General features: G+C 57.8%; 1 protein-coding gene. It reads left to right on the top strand.

Going from position 1 to position 761, the window contains the following annotated elements; all coding sequences use genetic code 11:
- The first annotated feature begins 122 nt into the window (after nucleotides 1–122).
- On the top strand, nucleotides 123–662 hold the full coding sequence (locus SJH88_RS19280; protein WP_274755405.1) for a hypothetical protein: 540 nt from the start codon (nucleotides 123–125) through the stop codon (nucleotides 660–662).
- The last annotated feature ends 99 nt before the right edge of the window (nucleotides 663–761 follow it).

Genomic DNA, 761 nt, shown 5'->3' with positions numbered 1-761 from the left:
CACGTCAATCACTCCTGGTCTCCTGCTGCACATAAAAGCAGCAGGCTAGGGTTAATGCGTGGGTCAGATTGAGATGGAAAAACCGGGGGCTAGTGGGTCACTTCTGGATGGAAATCAACACGATGACCTTCGATCTGGCCCATCGGCAGCTCCGGGTGGTGCACTCGGGCGAGCCCGCCAGGATCGCCCAGAAGCTGACGCCCCTGAACTTGGGTGCGGTTCTGCTGACAAGCGAGAGGCGCACCGAAGGCGGGCAGTGGAAGACGCGTTTCTCCGTGCCGAAGATGGATTGCCCGTCGGAGGAGAATCTCATTCGGATGGCGCTGGCCGATGCGTCGGCTGTTGCGGCACTGGACTTCGATCTGAAGGATCGTGTACTCACCGTGCAGCATGGGGGAAGTACGCAAGAGCTGCTGGGCCGTCTCATCCCTCTCAACCTCGGCGCGCAAGTGTTGGACAGCGTGCAAAGCGACGAGTCTACGGCCCCAGACGCAGAGGGGAATGCCTCTGAGGCTCGGACCTTAAAGCTGCTGCTCGCTATCAACGGTGCGATGTTTGTCTTTGAGTTGATCGTTGGCCTGATCGCCCAGTCCACAGGTCTCATAGCGGACTCGCTTGACATGTTCGCCGATGCGGCGGTAGAAGTGGTTCCAGTTTTTTGAACAGCTAGCTAAGCGAGATCTTTCCCCGTAAAAATGACCTGACAACAGGCCGAACCTGGAGAGATCTATGACCATCAAATCCCGACGCAAGCACAGCCC

Source organism: Comamonas sp. GCA5, assembly GCF_036541385.1.
GTDB lineage: Bacteria > Pseudomonadota > Gammaproteobacteria > Burkholderiales > Burkholderiaceae_C > Comamonas > Comamonas aquatica.
The sequence above is the reverse complement of the archived record's forward strand: the minus strand, read 5'-3'. Positions and strand labels throughout refer to the sequence as shown.

What these genes read in the sequence shown, in the direction of transcription:
- SJH88_RS19280 (WP_274755405.1), top strand. Translation starts at nt 123, where the DNA reads ATGACCTTCGATCTGGCCCATCGGCAGCTCCGGGTGGTGCACTCGGGC.